Origin of the sequence: Mycobacterium sp. (genome assembly GCF_032162605.1) — a bacterium.
Classification (GTDB): domain Bacteria; phylum Actinomycetota; class Actinomycetes; order Mycobacteriales; family Mycobacteriaceae; genus Mycobacterium.
Genome location: NZ_JAVROT010000277.1, coordinates 22816 through 35750, shown reverse-complemented (window position 1 = coordinate 35750; position 12935 = coordinate 22816). Strand labels below are relative to the sequence as shown.

Sequence of the window (12935 nt, the reverse complement as noted above, 5' to 3'; positions counted from 1 at the left end):
TCGCCCAAGAACCACTGATCCCCGCCGGGGCACCACTGGACTTCGTTCCCCAACGAATTACGGCGTGACTATCGACAGGGTGTGCACAACGCCGGTCGTAATCTGCCGTCCTGCACCAAGTGTCCGGAAAGAGCAGTCCGGAGAGAGAGCGGGCGCTGGCCGTGCGAGGCGTCCCCCAATTCCGACTTGGGGGCACCCCCCACCCTCTGTGGGCCTGCGTCCCCTTATCGGTCGTCGCGGCGTGGCTCGGACACGCCGACGCGAGCGTGACTGCAAGGATCTACGCGCACTCGCAACCAGATGCGCTTGTGGCGGCCTCGGTGACATTGGGGGCAGTTGTGACAAGCACCGTGACATCCGCTAGACCTGCCGCAGAAACGACCTAGGCTCTAACCCGCTGCATAGCTGGTCAGAGCCTCGAAAACTAAGTGCGCCCGAAGGGATTCGAACCCCCAACCTTCTGATCCGTAGTCAGATGCTCTATCCGTTGAGCTACGGGCGCGTGCTGTTCAGTTGTGTGGTTGACGCTAATCAACCGGTGGCGGAGGCGAGAGGATTTGAACCTCCGGTCCGCTTTAAGACGGACAACTCATTAGCAGTGAGTCCCATTCGGCCGCTCTGGCACGCCTCCTGACCGATCCCGAGGGTACCGGACTCGCGTTGGCTCGCCGGACCCCCCGGGTCGCTACGCTCCTGCCCACCGGGCCAGAACCGCCGAGGGAGAAGCGTACACAGCCAGCGCAGCGGAAGGCAAAGCACGTCCGGGGACGCCTCCTGCCCACCCCTAGACTGTTCGGGTGACCGCCCGCCTGCGCCCCGAGCTGGCAGATCTTCCCGCCTACACGCCGGGCAAGACTGTGCCCGGCGCCATCAAGATCGCCAGCAATGAAACCGTCGACGGTCCGCTGCCCAGCGTGCGCGCCGCGATCGCCAAGGCGACCGACTCCATCAACCGCTACCCCGACAACGGTTACGTCGAGCTGCGCGAACGCCTGGCCAAGCACCTGGACGGCGGCGCCTTCCCACCCGAGCACATCTCGGTCGGCAGCGGATCGGTGAGCCTCTGCCAGCAGCTCATCCAGATCACCTCGACCGTCGGCGACGAGGTGATGTTCGGCTGGCGCAGCTTCGAGATCTACCCGCTGCAGGTCCGCACCGCAGGGGCGACGCCGGTGCAGGTGGCACTGACCGACTACACCTTCGACCTCGACGCCATGCTGGCCGCCATCACCGACCGCACCCGGCTGATCTTCGTCTGCAACCCCAACAACCCGACGTCCACCGTCGTCGACCCCGACGCGCTGGCACGTTTCGTGGCGGCGGCGCCGAGCGACATCCTGATCGTCATCGACGAGGCGTACGTCGAATACATCCGCGACGGGATGGTTCCGGACAGCTTCGGGCTGGTCCGCGCGCACCGCAACGTCGTTGTGCTGCGGACGTTCTCGAAGGCCTACGGACTCGCGGGGCTGCGGATCGGCTACGCGGTTGGCGACCCGGACGTCATCGCGGCGCTGAGCAAGGTGTACGTGCCGTTCACGGCGACGAGCGTCTCGCAGGCCGCCGCGATCGCCTCCATCGACGCCTCCGACGAACTGATGGCGCGCACCGACGCCGTGGTCGGAGAGCGCGCCAGGGTCTCCACCGCGCTGCGCGCCGCCGGGTTCACCGTGCCGCCGTCGCAGGCGAACTTCGTCTGGCTGCCGCTGACCGAGCGCACCACCGACTTCGTCAACAGCGCCGCCGACAACCGTCTGCTGGTCCGGCCCTACGGTCAGGACGGCGTACGGGTCACCGTCGCCGCACCGCACGAGAACGACGCCTTCCTGAATTTCGCCACCCGCTGGATCACCACCGGCGGAGCCGGTAATCAGATCACAGCCTGAGCAAGGACGAGGCACGATGACTTCCTTCACGAGTACGGCACGAAAGACGTTCGCGGCGTTCAAGGAACACACCGGGCAGATTCCCGACGCCGACCTCGACGCCTTCTGGGAGACCCTGTCCCCTGCGACCATCGACTTCATGATCGGCGAGTGGAAGGGCGGCGAATTCGCCACCGGCCACCGCGCGAACGGCTTCATGGAGCGCCTCAACTGGTTCGGCAAGACGTTCCACTCGGCGTCCGACGCCAAACCGCTGGTCTGCCTGGACGCCGATGGGAACAAGTTCTCCAACGTCGAGGCCATGAAGGGCGAGGCCAGCCTGTGGCTCGAAGACTTCCGCAGCGAGGTGACCGCGACCATGGTCTACGACGGGGCGCCGGTGCACGACCACTTCAAGAAGGTCGACGAGAACGCCGTCATGGGCATCATGAACGGCAAGGGCGCGCTTGACGACAGCTCCGGATCACCGCGTCATCTGTACTTCTACCTGGAACGGCTTTAGCCCCTATCGTCAACCAGATGAGGACGCGCGTTCTTGTCGCTGCGGCGACCTTCGTCGTCGCAGGCGTCATCACGGGCTGCGATCGCACCACACCGGGAACGGTGGCGATGACCACCGAGCCTGGGGGATCCACCCGCATCTCGACGTCGTCCCGACCCACCACGTCGTCACCGCGGACCACGTCGTCACCGCGGACCTCCTCTGGCGCTCCACCGTCGGGGGATGCCCTCGACGTGACGTGCGAGGAGTACTCCGGCCTCGACGAGGCCTCCCAGACCGCGCTCATCGAGGAGATCCTCAACGATGAGTCCGCGGTGCTCGGGCCTGGCGATGCGGAGATCGCGAAGACCCTGGCGGACGCCGTGTGTACCTTCCTCCCGACGAGCAAGGTGAGCGAGGTCCTGCTCGGCGAGACGCCGCCGTAGGCCCGTAGCCTTTCCTGCCATGGGCGATGCATACGAATCCCTCACCGTCGACATCGACGACCACGTCGCGCAGGTGACGCTGACGGGCCCCGGCAAGGGCAACGCGATGGGTCCCGCGTTCTGGACCGAACTTCCATCGACGTTCACCTCGCTGGACGCCGACCCCGACGTCCGCGCGATCGTGCTCACCGGGTCCGGCAGGAACTTCAGCTACGGCCTCGACCTCGCCGCGATGGGTGACACCCTGTCGCCGATGCTCGCCGACGGCGCGCTGGCCCGGCCCCGCGCCGAGTTCCACACGCGCTTGAAGGAGATGCAGGGCGCGATCACAGCTGTCGCGGATTGCCGCACCCCGGTCATCGCCTCGGTGCACGGGTGGTGCTTCGGCGGCGGCGTCGACCTGATCTCGGCCGTCGACGTCCGCTACGCCAGCGCCGACGCCAAGTTCTCGGTGCGCGAGGTCAAGCTCGCGATCGTCGCCGACGTCGGCAGCCTCGCACGGCTGCCGCTGATCCTGTCGGAGGGACACCTGCGAGAATTGGCTCTGACGGGCCGGGACATCGATGCAGAACGCGCCGCACGAATCGGCTTGGTCAACGACGTCTTCTCCAGTGCCGACGCGGCGCTGGCGGCCGCTCACGAGACCGCCAGGGAGATCGCTGCGAACCCACCACTGGTGGTGCAGGGCATAAAGGACGTGCTCGACGAGCAGCGCACTGCGCAAGTCGCGGCGAGCCTGCGCTATGTGGCGGCGTGGAACTCCGCATTCCTGCCGTCGCGGGATCTCACCGAGGGCATCACCGCGATGTTCGCGAAGCGGGCACCCGACTTCAAGGGCGAATGATCCGGAACCACAGGTTGGCCACCGTCGCGGTGTGCGTCACGCCGACCGGTTCCAACGGCACCCGGGTGCCGCCGGCCCGGTCGAACAGGCGCACCCCGTCGCCGAGCATCAGTGGGGCCACACTCACCAGCACCTCGTCGAGCACCCCCAACGCCAGACACTGCGCCGCGACGTCGGCGCCGAGGACGGTGACGTAGAGATCGTCCGCCGCCTTGGCGGAGGCCGCGATGGCGTGCGCGATGTCGTCGGTGAAGCTGACGCCGGGCGTTGCGGCCCGTTCGGGCCGGCGCGTCAACACGATCTGAGGGCCGTCCCAGCTACCGTCGAAGGCCTTGCCCTCCCCCTCCTGCCCGCGGTGCGGGTCGTCGCCACCGTAGGTCCGACCGCCGACGAGCAGTGCCCCGACTCGCGGGATCAGCTCGTCCACGACGGGATTGGGCCCGAAATAGGCGGTGAGCCAGGACATGTCGCCGCCCGGTCCCGCGATGAAGCCGTCAAGCGACATCGCCGCCGAGTACAGGAATTTAGCCATGTACGTGTTGACCCGGGCGTGCCTGCGAACTCATCGGGTGGCAGGCCATCCCGGTCATCGCGATGTGAAGAGAGCGGTGGCGGAGGGATTTGAACCCCCGGACGGTGTTAGCCGTCTCTCGCTTTCAAGGCGAGTGCATTAGGCCGCTCTGCCACGCCACCGCCGACAACTCTAAGGTGTCTAGACCCGCCCCACCCTCGCGGGCGTCTCGTTGGACCGCAGAGCGACGCCGATCCGCCTGCAGTTGTCCCCCATCGCCGCCGTCTGAGTCCGCGACAACAGGCTGAGGAAGTGGGTGCGCACGCCGTCGCCGTACGTCGACATCGCCGAGTGCAGCACCTGCCGACCGTCGTCGGTGATGGTCGCGAGCACACCCCTGCCGTCCTCGGGACTCGAGCACCGACTGACCAGGCGGTGTTTCTCGAGTCGATGTATCTGTCGAGTCACCCTGCTGGGCAACGACATCAACTCGTCGGCCAGGTCCCCCATGCGTGCCGAGCCGGTCGGCGATCTGTCGAGCACGTCGAGCAGTCGCACATCGTTGAGAGTCAGCCGATGCTCGTCGACCAACTCCCGATTCAACGTCGCGTAAAGCCGGAGCGCGGCGTCGAGAAAGTTCTGCCATGCCCTTTGTTCACCTATGTCGAGGCCGGACATCGTGCTTGCCGTCCGCCCCGCAATTGTCTCCCCCATGGCGACATACTAGGACCGCACCGGGCGGGTAGTAGCGTTATCGGCATGCGTGCGATCGTCGCCGAATCTGCGACTGACCTGGTCTGGCGGGAAGTCCCCGACGTCTCCGCGGATGAGGGCGAAGTCGTCATCGACGTCGTTGCCGCTGGAATCAATCGGGCCGACCTGCTGCAGGCCTCCGGCAACTATTCGCCGCCGCCGGGCGCCAGCCCGATCCTCGGCCTCGAGGTGTCGGGCCGTGTCTCAGCCCTCGGCCCTGGCGTCACGACGTGGTCGGTCGGGCAGCCGGTGTGCGCATTGCTGTCGGGCGGTGGCTACGCCGAGAAGGTCGCGGTGCCTGCCGGTCAGGTCATGCCGATCCCCGACGGGGTCGACCTTCACCACGCCGCGGGACTTCCCGAGGTGGCGTGCACCGTCTGGTCGAACCTGGGCATGACGGCGCACTTGTCGCCTGGGCAGACCGTGCTCTTTCACGGCGGCGCGAGCGGCATCGGGACTCATGGCATCCAGGTGGCCCACGCGATGGGATGCCGGGTGGCGGTCACCGCCGGATCGGCCGAGAAGCTCACGGTCTGCCGCGAACTCGGCGCCGACGTGACCATCAACTACCGCCATGAGGACTTCGTCGAGCGCATTCGCGCCGAGACCGCCGGTGCGGGTGCCGACGTGATCCTGGACCTGATGGGCGCGTCCTACCTCGACCGCAACGTCGATGCGCTGGCGCCCGACGGTCGGCTCGTCATCATCGGATTCCAGGGCGGCGTCAAGGGCGAACTCAACCTCGGCAAGCTGATGGTCAAGCGCGGGGGCGTGATCTCGACGGCGCTGCGATCGCGACCGGTGGACGGACCGTCGGGCAAGAGTGCCGTCGTCGAGTCGGTGGTCGCCAACGTCTGGCCGATGATCGCCGACGGTCGGGTGCGTCCAATCATCGGCGCGGAGTTGCCGATCGAGCAGGCCGCCGAAGGGCACCGACTACTCTCCTCCGGCGACGCGCACGGGAAAGTGCTTCTGCGCGTACAGGATTAACCCAGCGACGCCAGCGCGCGAACCAGCTGGTCCACCTCGGCCATGGTGGTGTAATGCGCCAGGCCCACCGTGACGGCGCCACCGATGTCGTTGACCCCGATGACGTCGAGCACGCGCGACGTCGTGTTGAGCGATGCCAGCACACCGTTGTCGGCGAGTCGCTGAACCACCCGCGCTGCTGGCACGCCGTTGAGGGCGAAGCTCAGCACCGGGATGCGCAACTCGGGCTGGCCGATCACCATCACCAGCGGCAGCGAACGCAACGACATCAGCAGGTAGTCGAACAGCCGGTCCATGTGCGCGGCGGCCGATTGCATTGAGACGGAGAGTCTCTCGCGACGGCTGCCGGACGCCGACTCGTCGAGCGACGCCAGGTACTCGACGCTGGCGACCACCCCGGCGAGCATGCCGAACTGATGCGCGCCCATCTCCAACCGCTCGACCCCGGTGGCGAGCGGGTCGAGCGACACCACCCCGAACGATTCGATCGTCGACGGATCGCGGAACACCAGCGCGCCGATGGGCGGCCCACCCCAGGCGACGGTGTTGACCGCGAGTACGTCGGCCTCGATCTCGTTGATGTCGATCAGCCGGTACGGGGCGGCGGCCGAATGGTCGACCACGACCGTGCCGCCGTTCTCGTGCAGCAGCTTGGCCACCGGACGCAGGTCGGTGACCGCGCCGATGGCCGACGACGCGGACGTGATGGCGACCAGCTTGGTCGGCTTGTCGATCAGGGATTCCCACTGCCAGGCGGGCAGTTCACCCGTCTCGATGTCCACCTCGGCCCACTTGACCTTGGCGCCGTACCGATTCGCGGCCCGTAGCCATGGTGCGATGTTGGCCTCGTCGTCCAGCCGCGTGACGACGAGCTCGTGGCCGAGCCCGACCCTCGACGACGATGCTTCGGCGAGTGAGGTGAGCAGGATCGCGCGGTCGGCGCCGAGCACGACGCCACGTGGATCGCCGCCGACGAAGTCGGCAATGGCCTGGCGGGCCGCCCGCAGCACTGCCGCGCTGCGGGTGGCGGCCGGATGGGGACCCTGACCCGTGGTCATCGAGCCACGGAAGGCAGTCGACACCGTCGTCGCCACCGAGTCGGGCAGCAGCATGCCGTTCTGCGCGTCGAAGTGCACCCAGCCATCGCCCAGGGACGGGTGCAGACCACGCACCCGGGCGACGTCGTATGCCATGCCTGCCACCTTCGAGAATGTTTCGGTGGTGCCCGCCCTCGCACACGCCCTAACGGACCAGATCACCTAGCCGGTCATACTAGTCCAGTGAGCTTGGCGATCGGGGTGCTAGTGGCCCTGTTGTCGCTAGTCATCCCCGGAGCAATCATCGCGCGAACGGCTCAGCTAACCTGGCCGGTCTCCGTCGCGGTGGCTCCGGCGCTGACCTACGGCACCGTAGCCCTGACAACCCTCCCGCTGGGCGCGGTCGGCATCCCGTGGAACCTGTGGACGGCGCTGCTTGCCCTGCTGATCGTGGTCGGGGTCGTAGCGGGTTTGCAGGCGGCGCTCGCGCACCGCCGCGAGCGCACTCGCGAAGGCAGCCCGATGACTGTCGGACCCGCGTTGGTGGTCGCTGCGGGCGTCGTCTTGGGGGCGTCGCTGATCACATTCGCAGCAATTCGTGGCATGCCGCACTGGCAATCAATTCCGAGCACCTGGGATTCGGTCTGGCACGCCAACACCGTCCGCTTCATCGTCGAGACCGGCCAGGCGTCGCCCACCCACATGGGCGAGCTGCGCAACGTCGAAACCCACGCCGCGCTGTACTACCCGTCCGCATTCCATGCCCTCGCCGCGATCCAGTGCCAGCTCACCGGCGTCTCGGCGACCACGGCGTACACGTTGAACTCGCTGGCGGCCTCGGCCTGGCTGTTCCCCGTGAGCGCGGCCGCCCTGACCTGGCACCTGTTCCGCGCACGTAACGTCGGCCAGTGGCAGACGGCCGGCTCGGCGGCGGCCGCCGCCGCGCTGTCCGCGTCGTTCACCGCAATCCCGTACGTCGAGTTCGACGCCGCCTCCATGCCCAACCTCGCGGCCTACGGGCTCGCGGTGCCCACGATGGTGCTGATCGTCTCGGCGGTGAGGCACCGCGACCGCATCCCGCTGGCGGTCCTGGCGCTGCTCGGCGTCTTCTCCGTGCACATCACCGGCGGGGTGGTGACGGTCCTGTTCGTGGTTGTGTGGTGGCTCTGCGAGGGCCTCTGGCGACCCGTCCGCGGCAGGCTCGGAGACTTCGCCAGCCTCGCCGCGGTCGCCGCCCCGACGGTGGTGTTGCTGCTCCCGCAGTTCGTCGGCGTGCTGCAGCAGGCCGAGATCATCGCGGGACACGAGTTCGACACCCACGAGGGCAAGAAGAAGGCACTGTTCGACGCGGTCGTGCAGCACACCCGCCACCTCAACGACTATCCGATCCAGAATGCACTCATCGCGCTCGCGGCGGTCGGCTTCGTGATCCTGTTGGTCCGGAGGATCTGGTGGCCCGCGGCCGTCTGGCTGGTCCTGGTGTATTCGATCGTGCATTCGTCCGCCCCGTTCGGCGGGCTGCTCGGCACGGTCAGCGCCATGTTCACCGACCTGTTCTACAGCGACCCGCGCCGACTGTCGGGGGTGGTGACGCTATTGCTCGCCCCGATGGCGGGCATCGCGCTGTTCACCGTCACGTCGGCCGCGCTGGCGGGTCTGCGGCGACTGACTCCCCGCCTGAGCGCCCGGGCTTGCCACGTCGCCACCGCCGTGATCCTCGTCGCGGCGCCGATCGGCATGGCGTGGCACTACTTCCCCCGGCACCGGCACCTGATCGGCGAGAAGTACGACCAGGTGATGATCGACGACAGGGATCTGCAGGCGTTCGCCTACCTGGCGACGCTGCCGGGGGCCCGCGACACCCTCATCGGCAACGCCAACACCGACGGCACGGCCTGGATGTACGCCGTCTCCGGCCTGCATCCACTGTGGACGCACTACGACTACCCCCAGCAACAGGGGCCCGGCTACCACCGCTTCATCTTCTGGGCGTACGCCGATGACGCCGACCACGATCCCCGCGTCGCCGAAGCGGTGCGCGCCCTCGACATTCGCTACGTCATCACCAGCTCGCCGGTGGTGCGCGGGTTCGTCATGCCCGACGGACTAGTCTCGCTAGGCAAGTCGAAGTCGTGGAAGGAGATCTACGACAACGGCGAGGACCACATTTATGAGTGGCAGGGAAAGTAGACCCCCAGGAGTTCAGAAGTGACGAGTAGCGCCGATGACAACAACGTCGAGGACATCGAGATCCTTGGCAACATTTCCGCCATCGGGGACGACGCCGACGGCAAGTCCCTGACCGATCTCGTCGAGCAACCGGCGAAGGTCATGCGGATCGGCACGATGATCAAGCAACTCCTCGAAGAGGTCAGGGCCGCCCCGCTCGACGACGCCAGCCGCAATCGGCTCCGCGAGATCCACGCGCGCAGCGTGCGCGAGCTGGAGGAGGGGCTGGCCCCGGAACTCCGCGAAGAGCTCGACCGGCTCACGCTGCCCTTCAGCGAGGACAAGCTGCCGACGGACGCCGAGTTGCGAATCGCTCAAGCCCAGCTGGTCGGCTGGCTGGAGGGCCTCTTCCACGGCATCCAGACCGCGCTGTTCGCCCAGCAGATGGCGGCCCGCGCACAGCTCGAGCAGATGCGTCAGGGCGCGTTGCCCTCAGGTGTCGGTGACGTGCCGGTGCACCGCGGCCCGTCGAGCACCGGGACCGGGCAGTACCTCTAGGTCACGCGTGTCCCAACCTACCGATTTACACCCCCACATCGAGACGCGCGATGCGTGGGTGGAGTTTCCGATCTTCGACGCCAAGTCGCGCTCGCTGAAGAAGGCGTTCCTCGGCAAGGCCGGCGGCACCATCGCACGCAATGAGTCGAATGTCGTCGTCATCGAAGCCCTCCGCGACATCACCATGTCGCTCGAGATGGGCGACCGCGTCGGTCTGGTCGGCCACAACGGGGCGGGGAAGTCGACTCTGCTGCGGCTGTTGTCGGGGATCTACGAACCGACCCGCGGTTCGGCGACCGTCCGCGGTCGGGTGGCCCCGGTGTTCGACCTCGGGGTGGGCATGGACCCGGAGATCTCGGGCTTCGAGAACATCATCATCCGCGGAATGTTCCTCGGGCAAACACGCAAGCAGATGGCGGCCAAGGTCGACGAGATCGCCGATTTCACCGAGCTCGGCGATTACCTGTCGATGCCGCTGCGCACCTACTCGACCGGGATGCGGGTGCGTCTGGCGATGGGTGTCGTCACGAGCATCGATCCGGAGATCCTGCTGCTCGACGAGGGCATCGGTGCGGTGGACGCCGACTTCCTCAAGAAGGCACAGACCCGGCTGCAGGATCTGGTGGCGCGGTCGGGCATTCTCGTATTCGCCAGCCACTCAAACGAATTCCTGGCCCGGTTGTGCAAGACGGCCATGTGGATCGACCACGGCACCATCAAACTGACCGGCGGCATCGAGGACGTGGTGCGCGCCTACGAGGGTGACGACGCCGCCCGTACCGTACGTGAGGTTCTCGAGGAGAACGACCGCGAGGCAAGCGGACCATGAGTGAAGCCGACGAGCGCTCGCGCGAAGAACATGAATCGGTCTGCGCCGTCGTCGTCACCCATCGACGCGTGGCGGAGCTGGAGCTGTCCCTCGACGCCGTGACGAGCCAGACCCGCGCACCCGATCACCTGATCGTCGTGGACAACGACGATGACGAGCGGGTGCGGAAACTAGTTGCCGCCCAACCCGTTCCGAGCACCTACGTTGGCTCCCGGCGCAATCTGGGCGGGGCGGGCGGTTTCGCTCTCGGCGTGCTGCAGGCGCTGTCACTCGGCGCCGACTGGGTGTGGCTGGCCGACGATGACGGCCGGCCTGCGGACTCCGAGGTGCTCGGCACGCTGTTGGGCTGCGCGGCAAGGCATTCGCTGGCCGAGGTGTCGCCGACGGTGTGCGACCTCGCCGATCCGTCAAGCCTGGCGTTCCCGCTGCGCCGCGGCCTGGTGTGGCGAAGGCGGGTCTCCGAGTTGCGAGTCGACGGCGCCGGCGATCTGCTTCCCGGCATCGCATCGCTCTTCAACGGCGCCCTCTTCCGGGCCTCGACCCTGGAAGCCGTTGGCGTGCCGGACATTCGACTGTTCATTCGCGGCGACGAGGTGGAGGTCCACCGTCGCCTGGTGCGTTCCGGCCTGCCGTTCGGCACCTGCCTGGATGCGGTCTACCTCCATCCGCAGGGATCCGAGGAGTTCAAGCCGATCCTCGGCGGGCGGATGCACACGCAGTACCCCGACGACGCCACCAAGCGGTACTTCACCTACCGCAACCGCGGTTACCTCCAGTCACAGCCAGGGATGCGGCGGCTGATCCCCCAGGAGTGGGTGCGGTTCGGCTGGTTCTTTCTGGTGAGTCGTCGTGACCCGGCGGGTCTGAGGGACTGGCTGCGGCTGCGGCGCTTGGGCCGCGACGAGAAGTTCGCCCACCCCGACCAGGGAGAACGACGATGACCTTCATCGACGCGGCATCGCAGTCAAAGACCTTCGCACGGGCGTGGGGTGACCTGACCACGGGCTTCGGCAGGCGCGAACTCTGGCTGCACCTCGGCTGGCAGGACATCAAACAGCGCTACCGACGCTCGGTGCTCGGGCCGATCTGGATCACCATCGCCACCGGCACCATGGCGGTCGCGCTCGGTGGCCTCTACTCCACGCTCTTTCACCTGCCACTGGCCGAGCACCTCCCGTACGTCACTCTCGGGCTGATCATCTGGAACCTGATCAACGCGTCCATCCTCGAGGGCGCCGACGTCTTCGTCGCGAACGAGGGCTTGATCAAACAACTTCCGACGCCGCTGTCGGTGCACGTCTACCGGCTCGTCTGGCGCCAGATCATCCTGTTCGGGCACAACATCGTCATCTTCGTCATCATCGCGATCATCTTCCCGCAGCCCTGGAAGTGGACCGATCTGGCGTTCATTCCGGCACTCGCCCTGATCGCGCTCAACTGCGTGTGGGTGGCGTTGTGCTTCGGCATCCTGGCCACCCGGTACCGCGACATCAGCCCGCTACTCTTCAGCCTGGTCCAGCTGCTGTTCTACATGACCCCGATCATCTGGAACGACCAGACGCTGCGGGACCAGGGCGCAGGCGGGTGGGCCAAGATCATCGAGTTCAATCCGCTGCTGCACTACGTCGACATCGTGCGCGCCCCGCTCCTCGGCGCCGACCAGGAACCCCGGCACTGGATCGTGGTGATCGTGCTGACCATCGTCGGATGGACCGTGACGGCGTTCGCGATGCGCCAGTATCGGGCCCGCGTTCCGTACTGGGTGTAGTCGCCCCGACCCTGCTCATCCACGGGGTCCAGAAGAATCGCGGCCGAGTGACAGACTCCTTGCAGGGAGTCTTCTCAGACTGGCGGAGTGCCGGCCCCTTGGCCCGACGACCACCACCACGCCCACGATCCCTTCCCCGACACTGATGCCGCGGTTGCCCGATCCCGACTTCAACAAGTGGGGCCAAGGTGTTCGTTGTTGGGCGGATGGTTCCCCATCGCCGTCGAGATCGTCGCCGTCGTGGTCCTGATTGCCGCGATCGGCTGGCGCACCCGCCGGTGGCGACTCCTGTGGCTGTCGGCCAGTGTGGTTTCGGGGTGGCCGCCGCCATCACTGCACGCGTCTACATGAACTCCGAGGGTCTGGCGTCCGACCCGGCGCCGTTCGAGCTGTGGGTGTGGACCGCAGTGTGCGCGGGTTCCGTTGCCGTCGCCGTGCTCGGCTTTCGAGAGGCGACGTGGTTGCGACGTGGCCTGTCGCTGTTGGCGATCCCGCTCACCCTGGTGTGCGCTCCGTGGATCGCGCAGCGCGTACACACGCCCGTCGGCCCGTATTTATCGCAGGGGAACGTCCGTTCACTGCGCAGGAGCGGCCGCGCGGCGTGGATCCTGGCCAATCCGCCGTTCTGACTCCCAGGCACTTCCCAGGGTTCTCCGCCGTTGA

Annotated in this window: 14 protein-coding genes and 3 tRNA genes; 11 read left to right on the top strand and 6 right to left on the bottom strand. The window is 67.1% G+C overall.

The window, feature by feature from the left end; genetic code table 11:
• Positions 1 to 429: 429 nt before the first annotated feature.
• Together QOI01_RS16490 and QOI01_RS16485 are read right to left on the bottom strand one after the other, a co-directional pair.
• Positions 430 to 502 (bottom strand) — tRNA-Arg (locus tag QOI01_RS16490).
• A 37-nt stretch (positions 503 to 539) separates the two neighbouring features.
• A tRNA-Ser gene (locus tag QOI01_RS16485) sits at positions 540 to 631 on the bottom strand.
• A 166-nt stretch (positions 632 to 797) separates the two neighbouring features.
• Here QOI01_RS16485 and QOI01_RS16480 point away from each other — a divergent pair.
• Genes QOI01_RS16480 through QOI01_RS16465 form a run of 4 tightly spaced genes read left to right on the top strand, consistent with a single transcriptional unit; the run spans position 798 to position 3657 of the window.
• Positions 798 to 1886, top strand: a complete 1089-nt coding sequence (locus QOI01_RS16480; RefSeq protein ID WP_526382714.1) for a pyridoxal phosphate-dependent aminotransferase — start codon at positions 798 to 800, stop codon at positions 1884 to 1886.
• Between the two features lie 16 nt (positions 1887 to 1902).
• A complete protein-coding gene (locus tag QOI01_RS16475) occupies positions 1903 to 2388 on the top strand; it encodes a GXWXG domain-containing protein (RefSeq protein WP_526382712.1) in 486 nt (161 codons plus the stop codon).
• Positions 2389 to 2405: 17 nt separating this feature from the next.
• Positions 2406 to 2813 carry a hypothetical protein gene (locus QOI01_RS16470; protein ID WP_526382710.1) on the top strand — a complete coding sequence of 136 codons (408 nt, stop codon included), beginning with the start codon at positions 2406 to 2408 and terminating at the stop codon, positions 2811 to 2813.
• 19 nt (positions 2814 to 2832) lie between these two features.
• Positions 2833 to 3657, top strand: a complete 825-nt coding sequence (locus QOI01_RS16465; protein ID WP_526382708.1) for a crotonase/enoyl-CoA hydratase family protein — start codon at positions 2833 to 2835, stop codon at positions 3655 to 3657.
• On the opposite strand, the gene QOI01_RS16460 is transcribed toward QOI01_RS16465, so the two are convergent.
• The 3 genes from QOI01_RS16460 to QOI01_RS16450 form a co-directional block, all read right to left on the bottom strand.
• On the bottom strand, positions 3644 to 4189 hold the full coding sequence (locus tag QOI01_RS16460) for a dihydrofolate reductase family protein (protein ID WP_526382706.1): 546 nt from the start codon (positions 4187 to 4189) through the stop codon (positions 3644 to 3646). The genes QOI01_RS16465 and QOI01_RS16460 overlap by 14 nt on opposite strands.
• Before the next feature lie 74 nt (positions 4190 to 4263).
• Positions 4264 to 4350 (bottom strand) — tRNA-Ser (locus QOI01_RS16455).
• Between the two features lie 19 nt (positions 4351 to 4369).
• The gene (locus QOI01_RS16450) at positions 4370 to 4882 is read right to left on the bottom strand and encodes a MarR family winged helix-turn-helix transcriptional regulator (protein ID WP_526382704.1); all 513 of its coding nucleotides are present in this window, start codon (positions 4880 to 4882) and stop codon (positions 4370 to 4372) included.
• Positions 4883 to 4927: 45 nt separating this feature from the next.
• Between QOI01_RS16450 and QOI01_RS16445 the strand changes: the two genes are divergently transcribed.
• A complete protein-coding gene (locus QOI01_RS16445) occupies positions 4928 to 5911 on the top strand; it encodes an NAD(P)H-quinone oxidoreductase (RefSeq protein WP_526382702.1) in 984 nt (327 codons plus the stop codon).
• On the opposite strand, the gene QOI01_RS16440 is transcribed toward QOI01_RS16445, so the two are convergent.
• Positions 5908 to 7104 carry a cysteine desulfurase-like protein gene (locus QOI01_RS16440; protein WP_526382700.1) on the bottom strand — a complete coding sequence of 399 codons (1197 nt, stop codon included), beginning with the start codon at positions 7102 to 7104 and terminating at the stop codon, positions 5908 to 5910. The genes QOI01_RS16445 and QOI01_RS16440 overlap by 4 nt on opposite strands.
• Before the next feature lie 87 nt (positions 7105 to 7191).
• Between QOI01_RS16440 and QOI01_RS16435 the strand changes: the two genes are divergently transcribed.
• The 6 genes from QOI01_RS16435 to QOI01_RS16410 all read left to right on the top strand — a co-directional run bounded on the left by QOI01_RS16435 (position 7192) and on the right by QOI01_RS16410 (position 12901).
• Complete coding sequence (locus tag QOI01_RS16435; protein WP_526382698.1) at positions 7192 to 9138, top strand: DUF6541 family protein; 1947 nt, start codon at positions 7192 to 7194, stop codon at positions 9136 to 9138.
• A 54-nt stretch (positions 9139 to 9192) separates the two neighbouring features.
• The gene (locus QOI01_RS16430; protein ID WP_526382718.1) at positions 9193 to 9675 is read left to right on the top strand and encodes a proteasome activator; all 483 of its coding nucleotides are present in this window, start codon (positions 9193 to 9195) and stop codon (positions 9673 to 9675) included.
• 7 nt (positions 9676 to 9682) lie between these two features.
• Positions 9683 to 10504 (top strand): galactan export ABC transporter ATP-binding subunit Wzt/RfbE, encoded by an 822-nt coding sequence (gene wzt / locus QOI01_RS16425; RefSeq protein ID WP_526382696.1) that lies wholly within the window; start codon positions 9683 to 9685, stop codon positions 10502 to 10504.
• Positions 10501 to 11445 (top strand): galactofuranosyltransferase GlfT1, encoded by a 945-nt coding sequence (gene glfT1, locus QOI01_RS16420; RefSeq protein WP_526382694.1) that lies wholly within the window; start codon positions 10501 to 10503, stop codon positions 11443 to 11445. The genes wzt and glfT1 overlap by 4 nt, the downstream gene beginning before the upstream one ends.
• Positions 11442 to 12272: a galactan export ABC transporter permease subunit Wzm/RfbD gene (gene wzm / locus QOI01_RS16415; RefSeq protein ID WP_526382692.1), complete on the top strand. Its 831-nt coding sequence runs from the start codon at positions 11442 to 11444 to the stop codon at positions 12270 to 12272. The genes glfT1 and wzm overlap by 4 nt, the downstream gene beginning before the upstream one ends.
• Positions 12273 to 12562: 290 nt before the next feature.
• On the top strand, positions 12563 to 12901 hold the full coding sequence (locus QOI01_RS16410) for a hypothetical protein (protein ID WP_526382690.1): 339 nt from the start codon (positions 12563 to 12565) through the stop codon (positions 12899 to 12901).
• The last annotated feature ends 34 nt before the right edge of the window (positions 12902 to 12935 follow it).